Raw genomic sequence first — 12,890 nt, 5'->3', positions numbered from 1 at the left:
CGACCCGCCCGACTCGCCCGACTCGACCGCCGATGGGCCAGGTCGTGAGGCGTTCCGTCGCGGGGTTGCCCCACAGTTCGGCGAGGTCACGGCCGACCCCTTCGAGGAGGCGCTCTTGGCCCGCCTCGCGTGCTGCGCGCACTGCCGACCAGGTGGAGAAGTAGCCGAGCAGCGCATCCAGGCTCAGTCTCTTCTGGATGCTCGGGGCCTTGAACTCGAGTTCTTCGAACGGGAACTGGAGGTCGCGGTACTCGCGCTCGACCAGGCGACGTGTCGGCGGCCAGTAGGCGTCGAGGTCCTCAGCGTAGAAGCGCTGCGCGCGTTCATCGATGGCCGGGTCGTCGACGTGGAGAATGCCGTAGCAGAGCAGCGCGACGATGCCGCCGTCGACGCTCACGCGGTTGACCTCGCGGTAGAACGCTGGGAGGTCGAACCAGTGCGCGGCCTGCGCGGCGCTGACGAGGCTGACGCTCTGGTCGCCCACGCGCGCAGGCAGCTTCTCGGCGGGCGACTGCGCGTACTCGACGTGCGGATGCGGCGAGGCGTTCGCGATCTGCTCCGCGCTCGGGTCGAGGCCGATGACTCGGTCGAAGGCCGCACCGAGTTTGGTTGTGAACTGTCCGTTCCCGCACCCCACGTCGACGGCGAGGTCGACGCTCGGCGCCAGCTTGGCGAGGTCGCCGGCGAGGTCGGCTGGGTAGGTGGGGCGGAACTGGGCGTAGGCCCGACCACCTTCATCGAACCAGTTGCGCGCATCTGTGTGGGTCATGGCGCTGATGCTAGAGGTGCTTGTCGGGGAAGCGCCCGTGGCGCGCACCGGCACCCGCTTCGCTAGGCAGTCGCAGAGTTGCAGAGTTGCAGAGTTGCAGAGTTGCGGGTGCGGGTGCGGGTGCGGGTGCGGTTGCAGTTGGCATTGGCATTGGCATTGGCATTGGCATTGGCATCGACATCGGCCGTGCATCGTGTCGCCACGGGAAGTCGCAGCGCGACATCAGAACGGTGGGCGGGCTGGAGGTCTCGGCTCTGGATTTTTGGGAATTTTTGGAGTCGCTGGAGAGGCTGGAGTGGCTGGAGTGGCTTGGGCCCCGCGGGGCAGGGCTGTGCCGCGCGCAGGTGTCGCACCGTGCTCGAAGTCTTGGGCCGGGGGATTGCTCGTGACATTCACGCCTGGTCGAAGGAGTTCTTCGGTCGGTCGGAAGATCACGCCGTGGGGTTCGGGTCGGCTGATGTAGATTTTCCCGCTTGGTGTGGTCCATTCGAGGATGCCGCCGCCGAGTTGTCGGACTTTCCAGGCGGTGTGGTGTTTCACGATGTGGTGGTTTTTGCAGAAGTCGCTGAGGTTCCAGATCGCGGTTTTGCCGCCGTATTGGTAGTCCTCGGTGTGGTCGAGTTCGCAGTTGACTGCGGGTTGTCGGCAGCCGATGAAGCGGCAGTGCACGTCGCGGGCGTGGAGGAACGCGCGCATCGCCGCGGTGGGTTTGTAGGAGTCGACGGCTTGCACGGCGCCCGTGATGGGGTGCGTGAGGACTCGGATGAACGCGGGCGCGGTCGCGGCGAGACGTTTCGCGTCTTCGATGGGCATGGGGGTCATGCCGTCGAGCAGTGCTGGTGCTTGTCCGGCCTTGGGTGTCTTGGTGAGTGCGGTTGTGATGGGGATGGAGAGTTGCACGTTGGCTTGGATGCCGGCGGCGGCGGAGTTGCCCATGGGGTCGCTGGTGAGGAGCATGTCGGCGACGACGTCGGACATGACCTCGTTCAGGCTCCGCTCGTCCAGTTCTTCGACAGCTTCGACAGCTTCGGCAGCCAGGCCGGTCGCGCGTCCGTCGTCAGCTTCGTCGGTCGCGCGAGTGTCGTCGACCGCAGCGTCGACCGCGGCCCCGAACGCGCTTCGAGTTCCGGGCGACACCGTTTCGTCTGCAGCTTCGGAGCCGCCGTGGAGCACAGCTCCGGGCTTCGGTCGTGCCTTGATGATCGCGAGTGCTTGTTTCCGGACTCGGTCGTGGATGGCGTGCGCGACGAACGAGTCGGTGGTGACGCGGAGGATGCTCATGCCGTCGCCGAGGTCTTCCACGCTGGTGCGGCGTTGCCGGCGGGCTCGTGCGTGTCGTTGGTCGATGGATTCCCCGGTGAGTTCTTCCGCGACTCGCTCGGCCGCTTTTTGCAGCGCCCGGGGTGGGAGGGGTTCTTGCCGGATGCGTTCGAGCATCACGTCCACGAACAACGCTCGCCGTTCGGCTTGCTCGGCGGGGTCGTCGTGGTTGACTTTGAAGCCCACCTCGACGAGTTTGTGGACTTGGGCGGGGGTCGCGACGTTCTCGTCGAGCGCGACGACGAGCGCGGGGAAGTCGTCGTGCGTTTTCAACGCGAGCGCGAGCTGCCCCTGCGCGACGCCGGAGGTCACCTTCACGACCAGCGCGACCTCGTCCGCGATGGAGCGGACGTGCATCGCGGACTCCGCGCATCCGTCAGCGACATCGAGCGCGTGGGCGAAGTCGTAGGCCGCCGCGTGCGCGCGCAACTGCAGCGCGGTACCGCCCGCGATCATCGCGGCCGCGTGTTCCTCCATCGCGAGGATCTCCGACCGCCTCGCCGCGACCGACGCCGGGTCCGAGGGGTCAAACCCAAGGGCCCGGAGAGCGGCGTCGGAGTGCTGTTGCATGCCCACAACACTACGGACCACCACCGACAATCGAGAGGGTCGTGGATAACTTTCCACTCCGAAACACCTTGTCGATAGGGCCCCCAGTGACTTATCCCCAGATCTGGCTTGAACTCAGAATCGGAACTATTCGTATCCGTGTTCGATCAAGTGTGCTGCCGTGCGGTGAAACGACAGTAACTTAAATTCTTCGCAAAACCTTCGATCGCTTCCGCCCACGTCGAGTTCCGCGCTGGTCGCTCCGGCGAGGTGTCGAGTGGGCCAAGGACGTGGACGGGGTGGCCGAGTTCGCGGATCGTGCGGATGACGGGTCGGTCTGGTCGAGTGCCGCCCTCGCCTGCTGGGTGACGACGTAGGGGGAGTCGAGCGTCCATCACCGGAGGTACTTGAGGGTTCGCCGGATCATGCCGTCGGTGCCAAGTCGGCGACGGAGCACAGTGGCAGCGCCACCCAGCCCTCGACCCGCGCCGCCTCGAGCAGCTCGGGTGGGACCGGCAGCGTCTTCCCGAGCGCGTGGGCCCGCGCGATGAGGGAGGCGACGAGGGCATCGAGTGCGTCGTCGGAGTGGCCGAGAAGCGTGCTCTGCGCGGTGTCGGTCTCGAGCCAGGGGAGCGCATCCAGCAGCACCTCCGCCGCCAGGATGCGCGCCTCCGGTTTGGTCTTGTACCCGGGAGTGAGGAGTCCCCAGGCGCGCAACGCCGCCGCAGGGTAGACCTCGGCGAGGCGCCCACCGCCGGAGCGATCGACCGGTTCGCCGGCCTCCGTGAAGGCCTCGATTAGCTCGGCGCAGTGGATGGCCGTCATGCCGAGGCGATCCGTCGAGACGCTCAGCGGCCAGCGTCCGGTGAGCTCGCGCACAACCCGGTCGGTGTGCCGGTAGGCGAGGCGCCGGCGCAGCTCGATACCCGAGTGGGCACGCTCGCTCTGGGCCTGGCGTGCGTGCGCGGCCACGAACTCGACGAATTCGATGGGCCATCCGAAGGCGCAGTCGATGCCGACGCTCGTTGCATCCGTCGAGAGCTCGACGATCTCGTCGTCGCGGGTGCCGAGCTGCAGGTGAGTCAGCCGCGCCGCGTCGTCGTCCCATTCGATGATCGCCAGCGCGGTGCGAGTCGGTTCGGCTGCCAGGTCCACGCCAACGGTTCTCACCCGGGCAACGCTACGCGACGGCTTCCAGCAAGACGGTCAGCTCACTCCAGGCTGACAATTTCGGTGACAGCAGCGCGGTTTCGGTCGCAAGGGCTGACTCTTGGTCCGTGTTGTCACCGAAGTTGTATGGGGAGGCGCAGGCCCGCGTGCGGCGCCTCTCGAGGGACTCGAACCCCCAAGTGCCCAACCGCAGTGCAGCTCTCAGTTCTCCGAGAGCGGCCAGGTCTCGATGTCGACGTCGGCAAACGGGAACGGGAAGATCAGCGTCCCCGTGCCCTGCCACTCTTCGAGCGGGAGCAGCATGAACCACGCGACGGCGATCACCATCGACCCGAGCGTGACCAGCACGATCGCGAGCGTGGCACGCGCGAGCGTGCGGCGCGCTTCCGCTTCGCTCTTTGCGGTGCGCAGCACGCGGGTGAGCGCCGAAACGACGATGATGCCGAGCGCGAGCAGCACAAACGGGCTGGGCCCGAGCTGCAGGGAATAGCAGAGCGGCTCGGTCTCGGTGAGTTGGCCGTTGTAGTCGATGAAGTCGCCGGATGCGGTATCGATGCCGCCGAAGCATCCCCCGCGGCTGGCGACCATGAGCAGCGAGTAGAGGCCGGCCGAGGCCGCCGCCGCGAGCACCAGGTGGCGGATGTCACGGATGGTTCTTGCCCCGGGAAGCGGCGAAACATCGGCCGCCGTGTCGATTCGCGATTGCTGAGTGGTGCGCATGAAGCCTCCTCGCTCGTTCCTCCCAGGCTTGCACATCTCGCTGGCCGGCGGGAATGTGAGCGTGTCGGGCGCGTTCCGCGTCGAGCGTGTCGGGCGCGTTCCGCGTCAGTCCGCGAGATCTCCGGCGCGGGCCTGCGCGGCGACCGCTCCCGCCCGCCGACTGGAAGCGTCTCGGCCTACGACCCAGCTCGCGATGGCGGCGCAGATGACGAGCGCCAGCACGGCGATGAGGGCTGGCCTGAGCCCGAAGTCCTCGCCGAGGAAGCCCAGCGCGGGCGGCCCGACGAGGAACGCGATGTACCCGAGCGTGGCGGCGAACGCGACGCGTGCATCCGGCCGGTCGCCCGATGCTCCGGCCGCTGACAGCGCGACGGGGAAGCCGAGCGCGGTGCCGAGGCCCCACAGGATCGCGGCGCAGGCGGCGACCGCCTGGTTGTCGACGAAGATGATGAGCGTCAACCCCGCCGCGCCGATGAGCGCGCTTGCACACAGCACTGCCGGACGGCCGTAGCGGTCGACGAACGAGCCGCCCACGAACCGGCCGATGGTCATCGAGAGGGCGAAGACCGCGAAGATGCTGGAGCCCCACGCGGCGTCGAAGCCGTGGCCGTCGACCATGACAAGTGGAAGCCAGTCGTTGGCGCTGCCCTCGGCCATCGCGAGGGCCAGCACGATGAGGCCGATCAGCAGCAGCGTCTTGTCTCGCCAGAGCGGCCTGACGGCGGGCGCGTCGGCGGTCGCTGCGTCCGCGGCAGAACCCGCAGAACCCGCAGAACCCGAAGAACCCGAAGAACCCGAAGAGTCAGCGGCAACCCGGTCAGCTCGTCCGGTGGCTGCTGGCAGGAGGCGAATGGATGCGGCCAGGCCGACGACGACGATGATTGCGGCGAAGCTGAGGTGCAGCAGGATCGGGAAGGACGTGGCGGTGGCCACGATGCCGCCGACGGCGCCGATGGTCGTGCCGAGGCTGAAGAAGCCGTGCATGGCGGGCAGTGTCGACTTGCCGAGCTGCCGCTCCACATCCGCGCCCTCGATGTTCAGGGCAACCTCGGCGCCGCCCATGCCGAGGCCGAACAGCGCGAGGCCGAGCGCCACGACGACACCCGACGTTGTCGCGGCCCCCGCCCCGATCGTGAGGGCACTCACCGCGACGAGCGTCATGCCGACGGCGATGACCGGGCGGGCACCGAACCTGCTCACTAGCCGACCCGAGCTGAGGATACCGACCATCGAGCCGACCGAGAGGCCGAAGAGGATCAGTCCCATCTCCGCGGTCGACGCGCCGAGTGCATCCCGAACGTCGGGGGTGCGGGTCACCCAGGAGGCGATCGTGATTCCGGGCAGGAAGAAGAGGACAAAGAGGGCGAGTCGACGGCGCTTGGGGGAGGCGGGCATTGGGGTCCATCTCGAGAGCGGGCAATCCCCCGAGCTTACTGGCGTGCCCGTCTCCCGAAACGAGTGAGCCGCCATGCATGTTGCATGGCGGCCCATCGGATGGTTGCTGTCGACCGGGTGGCTACGCCCCAGTCGCGGGCAGCGCCTCGAGGGTCGCCCCGTTCGAGGCGATGAGCTCCCGGTACCAGTGGAAGCTGTCCTTGCGGATGCGGTCGCCGCTGCCGGCCCCCTCGTCGTCGAAGTCGACGTAGATGACCCCGTAGCGCTTCGTCATCTGCGAGGTGGAGGCGCTCACGATGTCGAGTCCGCCCCAGGACGTGTAGCCGAGCAGGTCGACGCCGTCCTCGATCGCCTCCCGCACCTGCTGCAGGTGCTGACGGAAGTAGTCGATGCGGTACTCGTCGTGCACGGCGCGGTCGGCGCCGGTGCCCTCGAGCACATCCGTCGCCCCGAGCCCGTTTTCCACGATGAACAGCGGTACCTGGTAGCGGTCCCAGAGGTCGTTGAGCACGTACCGCAGGCCCTCCGGGTCGAGGTGCCAGCCCCACTCGGTGGTCTGCAGGTGCGGGTTCTTGATCGTGGAGAACAGGTTGCCGCCGGTTGCGCCGTACAGTTCGGGGCTGACGGAGGAGACGAGGCTCATGTAGTAGCTGAACGAGATGAAGTCGACCGTGTTGGCGGCGAGCAGCGCCTCATCGCCCGGTTCCATGGCGACCTGGATGCCCGTGTCGCGCCAGAAGCGGCGCACGGTTCCCGAGTACCGGCCGCGCACCTGCACGTCCGTGTGGAACAGGTTCATGTTGTTGTCCCACTGAGCTCGCACAATGTCGGCGGGGGCCGACGTGGCCGGGTAGTGGGCCATGCGCGCGAGCATGCAGCCGACCTGCGCGTCCGGTGCGATCTCGCGGGCCGCTTTCGTCGCGAGGGCGCTCGCGACGAACTGGTGGTGCAGCGCCTGGTAGCCGGCCTGGCGCGGATCGACGCCGTCCGCTGGCTCGCGTTCGATGATGCCGCCGCCCGTGTACGGCTCGATGAGGGTCGTGTTGATCTCGTTGAACGTCAGCCAGTACCGCACGAGCCCGCGGTAGCGAGTGAGGATCGTCTTCGCGTAGGTCTCGAAGAATCCGACGACGGCGCGGTTCGACCAGCCGCCGTACTCGGTGACGAGGTGCAGCGGCATCTCGTAGTGCGACATTGTCACGACCGGCTCGATGCCACGCTCGCGGAGGCGCGTGAAGAGGCGCTCGTAGAAGAGGAGTCCCTCTTCGTTCGGGGCTGCGTCGTCGCCGTTCGGGAAGATGCGCGACCAGGCGATCGACATGCGCAGGGATTTCATGCCGAGCTCCGCGAAGAGCTTGACGTCGCCCTCCCAGCGGTTGTAGAAGTCGCTTGCGGAGCGCTTGGGGTAGCCGGCGGCGCCCGGCGAGGCGATGGCTTCGGCGATCTGCGCATCCGTCGCCTTCATGAGCGAGGTGATGTCGACGTAGTCGCCGGTCTTGCGGAACGGGATGACGTCGGCCTGGGAGAGGCCCTTGCCGTCCTGGTCGAAGCCGCCCTCGACCTGGTTCGCAGCGAATGCCGTGCCCCAGAGGAAGCCATCGGGGAAGGTTCCGGATGCGCCGTGCGGGCTCGGGTCGGTTGCGGTGCGCTTGTCAGCGGTGTGCGTCATGCGGTTGCTTCCTTCTTGGTCTCGGTGGCGTCGATCGTGGACAGGACGTGCATGAGCGCGTCGCCGTTGCCGCGGAGCCCGGGGGTGCCACGAACGATCGAGCGCAGGCCGAGGTTGGTGACCACGATGACCGTCACGGTGTTGTTGGTGGCGCTGACGGCGTCGAGGTCGACGTCGATGAGCGGGTCACCGACGGTGACGCGGTCTCCCTCTGCGACGTGCGCCTCGAAGCCGCGACCCTGCAGGGAGACAGTGTCGATGCCGATGTGGATGAGCACCTCGGTGCCCTCGTCGCTGCGCACGGCGACGGCGTGCTTCGTCGGGAAGACGGTGACGACTTCGCCAGTGACGGGCGACGTGACGTGGCCGCTCGTGGGGCGGATGGCGGCGCCGTCGCCGACGAGGCGCTGCGAGAACGTCTTGTCCGGCACGTCGTCGAGCGAGATGAGCTCGCCCGCCATGGGGGACGCGATGAGTTCTCCGCTGGAGGGCGCGAGGGGTGCGTCGCTCGACGACGACGACGTGGATGCGGTGCTCGCTACTGCGGGCTTGTTGCCCGGCGCCACAGTCTGGGAGGCCTTGGCGAGGATCGACTCGTCGATGCCGAGGATCGCGGAGACCACGGTGGAGACCACGAAGGCGAGCACGATGCCGAGGATCGCCCAGCCGAAGGTGGCGCCGACGAGGCCGGGCAGGCCGGGGAGTCCGCCGTTGCCGGCGAGGACGTAGGCCTGCACGCCGAAGCCGAGCGAGATGGCGCCGCCGACGCCGGCTCCCGCCATTGAGGCGATGAGGGGGCGGCGCAGCGGCAATGCGAGGCCGTAGAGCGCCGGCTCGGTCACGCCCATGAGGGCGGTGAAGGTCGTGGAGAGGGAGAGCGCCTTGATCTGCGCGTTCTTCGCGCGGAGAAAGACGCCGAAGACGGCGCCGGCCGTCGCGAACGTCTGCACGTAGGTGAGTGGCAGGAACTTGTCGTAGCCGAGGGTGGCGAGGTTCTGCAGAATGAAGGGGACAAGCGCGTAGTGCATCCCGGTCATGATGATGAGGGGGAGGAGCGCGCCGATGACGAACCCGGCGGGTGCGCCGCCGTTGTCGAGCGCCCAGTTGATGCCGCCCGCGACGCCGTTGCCGACGAAGGTGCCGAGCGGCCCGAGCACGACGAGCGTGATCGGAACGACGGTGACGAGCGTGAGCATGGGCACGAAGGTCAGCTTCAGGAACGACGGGATGATCTTCGTGAAGAGGCGCTCGGCCCACGACATGAGGTACACGCCGAGCAGCACGGGGATGACGGAGTACGCGTAGGAGACGGAGGTGACGGTCACGCCGAGGAGCGCGACGGGCTCGCCTGCGCCGAGCATTGTCGTGAGTGCCGGGTAGACGAGCACCGCGCCGAGCGAAGCTGCGACGTACGGGTTCGCGTTGAGCTTTCGGGCGGCGGAGACGGCGACGACGATCGGCAGGAAGAAGAAGACGGCGTCGGCGATGGCCGAGAAGATGAGGAACGTCTGCGAGGTCGGGTCGACCCAGCCGAACGCGTTGATGAGAGCAAGCACACCCTTGAGGAGTCCCGCGCCGGCGATGGCGGGGAGGATGGGTGCGAAGACGCCCGAGATGAAGTCGAAGAAGCGGGTGTGCAGCTTCTGCTTGCCGCCCTTGCCATCCGCGGATGCATCCGCTGCGCTCTCTTCGGAGCTCGCGAGCCGCGGCAGCTCGGCGACGATGGCCTTGTGCACGAGCGGCACGTCGTTGCCGATGATGACTTGGTACTGCGAGCCGGCGTCGTTGACACCGACGACGGGGCCGATCGCGGTGAGCGCGGCCTGGTCGGCCTTCGCGTTGTCCTTCAGTCCGAAGCGCAGACGGGTCACGCAGTGGTAGAGGGAGGAGATGTTCTCCTCGCCGCCGACCGCGGCGATGATCGCTGCGGCGTCCTTCTCGAATCGCGCTGGTTTGTCTTGAACTGGCATGGGTGTCTCCTGGTTGGGAAATCCCGGCTTCACGCGGTTGCCCTCACGCTGCGGTGGATTCTTGGGGTACTGAAAATTGGGGTGTTGAAAACTGTGGGGTGGATGCGGCGTTGCCGTGTCAGAGGAAGTTCGCGATGTGCAGGCCGAGGTAGACCTTCTCGGAGGCGCTCATCGCGTGGCCGTGGCTGCGTTTCACGAAGGCGTCCACCTTGTCGACGCTCGCGAAGGCGGTGGGCTTCTGCTCGGTGAGGATGCGCAGCAGCTCGGCGTCGTCGCGCTGCACGGTCTCGCCGAGGAGCACGCGCTGGGCGAAGAAGCGCACGTGCGTGACGAAGCGCAGGTAGGAGGAGTCGGCGTCGTCGTAGTGCAGGCCGAAATGGAGGCGCACGATGTCGAGGATCGAGTGGGTGAGCTCCATGAGGCGGGCCGCGCTGTCGGCGGCGCCGCCGACCTGCGCGTTGATGACGTGGAGGGCGATGCTGGTCGCTTCTTCTTCGGGCAGCTCGACGTCGAGGCGCGAGTTGAGCTCTGCGACGGCGCTCTTCGCGAAGGCGTACTCGCTGGGGTAGTAGCGGCGCACCTCGACGGCGAGCGGGACGGTGAAGTCGCCTCCGTCGCGGGCGCGCTGTACGGCGAACACGAAGTGGTCGGCGAGGCTCGCGTAGAGGCTGTCGCTGATCTTCGCGCTCAGTTCGGTGCGGGCGCGGGCGACGAGGTCGGCGGTCGCCGTGAGGATCTCTGCCGGGATGGAGTCGACGATGGAGGCGAAGTGCCGACTGGCAGCGTCATCCTCCAGTCGGAAGACCTTCTCGACCAGCGACTGGTCGACACGCTCGCCCGGCTTCGAGCGGAAGCCGAGGCCCTTGCCGAAGACGATGACCTCCTGCAGGGAGTCGTCCAACGCGTCAACAACGTTGTTGTTGAGTACCCGCCGAATGATCATCTTGCTCTCCTAGGAAACACGCTTGCTGAAATCGTCGTCGAAACAGCTGCGGTGTTGCCTGCGGAAGCAGTGACAAGCCGCTGTCACTGTAACCACATACTCGCGACATGGCAAACGGATGCGCTGCGCGGATCAGATCGCCTCGCCCGGGTAGACGACGCCGATCGCGGCCCGCGCCTGGTCGAGGATCTCCATGATCTCGACGGTTGCTTGCCAGGGCATCACCGCTGACTGCGTGGCGCCGCTCGCGAGGAGGCGCGCGAACTCCGCAGCCTCGAACTGGAAGCCACCGGGCACCGTCGCATCCCACTCGGTGGTGAGCGCACCGCTGACACCGTCGGTCGACTCATCCGAGGACTGCACGGAACCGTCGCCGCCGAACTCGCTCACGCGCAGCATCCCGGGAACGAAGAACTCTTCCGGCAGCTCGACGATGCCGCGCTCGAACACGAACTCCGCCGTCGACGGGGCCCGCCCCTCGAAGCTGCATCGAGCCGTGCCGACTGCGCTCGCGGTGCGCATGATGACGGATGCGGAGCCGTCGACGGCGTATCCCGGGAGCAGGTTGCCGGCCGCCGCGACCTCGACGGGCGGGCCGAGGAAGTCGTGCACCGCGGCAACCGCGTAGACACCGATGTCGAGCAGCGCGCCGCCGCCCTGCTCGACGTCGACGATGCGCGGGACGGGTGCGTGCATGATCCCGGCGAAGTTCGCGTGTGCGGTGACGAGACGGCCGAGCAATCCGTTTGCGGCGATCTGTCTCGCGACCGCGAACTGGGGGAGGAAGCGGGTCCACATGCCGTCGACGACCAGCACTCCGCGCTCTGCTGCTGCGGCGAGGACCTCGCGGGCCTCGGAGGCGCTGAGGGTGAACGGCTTCTCGACGAGCACCGGCTTGCCAGCGCGGATGCACGCGAGCGCGAGGTCGTGGTGCGTCGAGTTGATGGTCGCGAGGTAGATGGCGTCGACGTCCGGGTCCGCGATGAGTTCGGCGTAGGAGCCGTGGGCGCGATCGACGCCCAGCTCGTCGGCGAATGCCTGAGCGCGTGACAGCTCACGAGCCCCGACCGCCGCGATCGTCGACCGGGTGTGCTGGGGCACCTCCTGTGCGAACCTGCGCGCGATGTGGCCGGCACCGAGGATCCCCCAGCGCAGCGGAGGAGCATCCGCCGGGTCCAGCAGCTCGACGCCCTCCGCGAGGCGGGCGATCGGGGCGGGGAGGTCGGCGACAAACGCGGGGGATGTGGGGGAGGTCATCGTTCGAGTCTGGCAGGGGAGCGGGTAGTCAGTCGAGAGGATGGGTGCTCGGACTAGTCGGGCTCGGGGTGTCGGTTTGCTACAGCCCCAGGTCGATCACGATCTTGCCGCGCGCCCGTCGCTCGTCGAGGCTCGCGACGGCCTCGGCTGCACGCTCGAGCGGAACGACCTCGCTGATGGAGGCCCGCAGTTGCCCCCGCTCGACGGCGGGTGAGAGCCGGGACCATTGCTCGGGGAGCGACACGAGGCACGCGGGCATGAGCCCCTCCCAGGCGGCGCCGACGACGGAGATGTTGTTCAGGAGAAGTCGATTGGTCTTGACGGTCGGGATGCTCCCGCCCGTGAAACCGAGCACGACCAGGCGGCCGCGCTTCGCGAGGCAGCGCAGTGAGTCGGTGAAGCGGTCGCCACCGACCGGATCTAGCACGACGTCGACGCCGCGTCCCTGCGTCAGCTGACGGACCTCGGAGAGAAAATCCGCCGCGAACACGGTGTGGTCGGCGCCGACCGACCTGGCGAGCGCTGCCTTCTCCTCGGTCGAAACGACGGCGATGACCGTGGCGCCGATGAGTTTCGCCTGCTGGATGAGCGCGACGCCAAGGCCGCCGGCTGCGCCCTGGATGAGCACGGTCTCGCCGGGCTGCACCTGCCCGCGGTCGAGGAGCGCGAAGTCAGCGCTCAACAGGTTGATGGGCAGCGCAGCGGCGTCGATGAGGTCGATCGAGTCGGGCAGCGGGAGCACCCGGTCTGCCGGCGCGACGACGTACTCGGCGAAGGAGCCGTGGCTCGCAACGCCGAAGACGCGGTCGCCGACCGCGAAGCCCGAATCGTCGCCGGCCTCGACGACGACTCCGGCGAACTCGCTGCCCAGCACAAACGGGGTCGGGATGCGGTGCTGGTACTCGCTGCGCGACTGCAGCACATCCGGGAACGCGACGCCCGCCGCGCGAACCTCGACCAGCACGTGTCCGGGCGGTCGGTGGGGGATGGGCACGTCGCGGAGCTCGAGGCTGCGCGGCCCGCCGTCCGTCGAGTTCACGACCGCCCGCATCGAGGCGGCACGGGGGTGGGCCGGGTCGCGTGTGGGCTGGTCCAGCTGCGCATCCGACATGTCTGCCACGGTATCGG

At 67.9% G+C, this 12,890-nt stretch carries 10 protein-coding genes; all 10 read right to left on the bottom strand.

Annotated features, from left to right (window positions below; all coding sequences use genetic code 11):
* Positions 1-769: class I SAM-dependent methyltransferase (locus tag C5B85_RS18175; RefSeq protein WP_104287423.1), on the bottom strand; the 769-nt coding region annotated here is incomplete at its 3' end.
* Positions 770-991: 222 nt separating this feature from the next.
* The gene (locus C5B85_RS18170; RefSeq protein ID WP_146078017.1) at positions 992-2,659 is read right to left on the bottom strand and encodes an HNH endonuclease signature motif containing protein; all 1,668 of its coding nucleotides are present in this window, start codon (positions 2,657-2,659) and stop codon (positions 992-994) included.
* Positions 2,660-3,061: 402 nt separating this feature from the next.
* Positions 3,062-3,808: a DUF429 domain-containing protein gene (locus C5B85_RS18165; protein WP_104287421.1), complete on the bottom strand. Its 747-nt coding sequence runs from the start codon at positions 3,806-3,808 to the stop codon at positions 3,062-3,064.
* 201 nt (positions 3,809-4,009) lie between these two features.
* Positions 4,010-4,528: a hypothetical protein gene (locus C5B85_RS18160; RefSeq protein WP_104287420.1), complete on the bottom strand. Its 519-nt coding sequence runs from the start codon at positions 4,526-4,528 to the stop codon at positions 4,010-4,012.
* A 105-nt stretch (positions 4,529-4,633) separates the two neighbouring features.
* Positions 4,634-5,923: an MFS transporter gene (locus C5B85_RS18155; protein WP_104287419.1), complete on the bottom strand. Its 1,290-nt coding sequence runs from the start codon at positions 5,921-5,923 to the stop codon at positions 4,634-4,636.
* A gap of 121 nt (positions 5,924-6,044) precedes the next feature.
* Positions 6,045-7,592 carry a glycoside hydrolase family 1 protein gene (locus C5B85_RS18150; RefSeq protein WP_104287418.1) on the bottom strand — a complete coding sequence of 516 codons (1,548 nt, stop codon included), beginning with the start codon at positions 7,590-7,592 and terminating at the stop codon, positions 6,045-6,047.
* The gene (locus C5B85_RS18145) at positions 7,589-9,562 is read right to left on the bottom strand and encodes a beta-glucoside-specific PTS transporter subunit IIABC (RefSeq protein WP_104287417.1); all 1,974 of its coding nucleotides are present in this window, start codon (positions 9,560-9,562) and stop codon (positions 7,589-7,591) included. The genes C5B85_RS18150 and C5B85_RS18145 overlap by 4 nt, the downstream gene beginning before the upstream one ends.
* A 118-nt stretch (positions 9,563-9,680) precedes the next feature.
* The gene (locus C5B85_RS18140; protein ID WP_104287416.1) at positions 9,681-10,505 is read right to left on the bottom strand and encodes a PRD domain-containing protein; all 825 of its coding nucleotides are present in this window, start codon (positions 10,503-10,505) and stop codon (positions 9,681-9,683) included.
* Positions 10,506-10,637: 132 nt separating this feature from the next.
* Positions 10,638-11,762 (bottom strand): Gfo/Idh/MocA family protein, encoded by a 1,125-nt coding sequence (locus tag C5B85_RS18135; RefSeq protein ID WP_104287415.1) that lies wholly within the window; start codon positions 11,760-11,762, stop codon positions 10,638-10,640.
* A 79-nt stretch (positions 11,763-11,841) separates the two neighbouring features.
* Entirely contained in the window at positions 11,842-12,873 is a 1,032-nt protein-coding gene (locus C5B85_RS18130) for an NADPH:quinone oxidoreductase family protein (protein ID WP_258070905.1), read from the bottom strand.
* Between the last annotated feature and the right edge of the window lie 17 nt (positions 12,874-12,890).

Source organism: Pseudoclavibacter sp. AY1F1, assembly GCF_002931075.1.
In the GTDB taxonomy this organism is placed as follows: Bacteria; Actinomycetota; Actinomycetes; order Actinomycetales; family Microbacteriaceae; genus Pseudoclavibacter.
The sequence above is the reverse complement of the archived record's forward strand: the minus strand, read 5'-3'. Positions and strand labels throughout refer to the sequence as shown.

What these genes read in the sequence shown, in the direction of transcription:
- C5B85_RS18170 (WP_146078017.1), bottom strand. Translation starts at nt 2,659, where the DNA reads ATGCAACAGCACTCCGACGCCGCTCTCCGGGCCCTTGGGTTTGACCCC.
- C5B85_RS18160 (WP_104287420.1), bottom strand. Translation starts at nt 4,528, where the DNA reads ATGCGCACCACTCAGCAATCGCGAATCGACACGGCGGCCGATGTTTCG.
- C5B85_RS18155 (WP_104287419.1), bottom strand. Translation starts at nt 5,923, where the DNA reads ATGCCCGCCTCCCCCAAGCGCCGTCGACTCGCCCTCTTTGTCCTCTTC.
- C5B85_RS18150 (WP_104287418.1), bottom strand. Translation starts at nt 7,592, where the DNA reads ATGACGCACACCGCTGACAAGCGCACCGCAACCGACCCGAGCCCGCAC.
- C5B85_RS18145 (WP_104287417.1), bottom strand. Translation starts at nt 9,562, where the DNA reads ATGCCAGTTCAAGACAAACCAGCGCGATTCGAGAAGGACGCCGCAGCG.
- C5B85_RS18140 (WP_104287416.1), bottom strand. Translation starts at nt 10,505, where the DNA reads ATGATCATTCGGCGGGTACTCAACAACAACGTTGTTGACGCGTTGGAC.
- C5B85_RS18135 (WP_104287415.1), bottom strand. Translation starts at nt 11,762, where the DNA reads ATGACCTCCCCCACATCCCCCGCGTTTGTCGCCGACCTCCCCGCCCCG.
- C5B85_RS18130 (WP_258070905.1), bottom strand. Translation starts at nt 12,873, where the DNA reads ATGTCGGATGCGCAGCTGGACCAGCCCACACGCGACCCGGCCCACCCC.